General features: G+C 63.8%; 1 protein-coding gene. It reads right to left on the minus strand.

Annotated features, from left to right (window positions below):
• The coding region (locus tag AC1D0P_RS32470) for an MFS transporter (protein WP_477680477.1) at window positions 1–359 on the minus strand (359 nt) is incomplete at both ends.

A 359-nucleotide genomic window follows, 5' to 3' on the forward strand; every position in this document is an offset into this window, starting at 1 on the left:
GAGCGCCACGACGTTGATGGCGAAGGCGACGAAGAACGGATAGCGCCAGCCCCATTCGAGGAAATCCTGGCTGGAAAGATTGGCGACAAAATAGCCGAACAGGATGCTGGCCAGCGCGAAGCCGATCGGCGCACCGAGCTGCGGAATCATCGCATACCAGCCGCGACGATTCGTCGGTGCGTTCAACGCCAGAAGCGAGGCCAGGCCGTCCCAGGCGCCACCCAGCGCAAAGCCCTGGCCGAGCCGGAACAGTGCCAGAAGCCAGATCGACCAGTGACCGAGCGTCTCATAGCCCGGCAGGAAGGCGATCGACGCCGTCGAGCCGCCGAGCAGGAACAATGCGATCGTCAGCTTGGCAC

The sequence above is a fragment of the Polaromonas sp. P1_G2 genome (genome assembly GCF_056405515.1).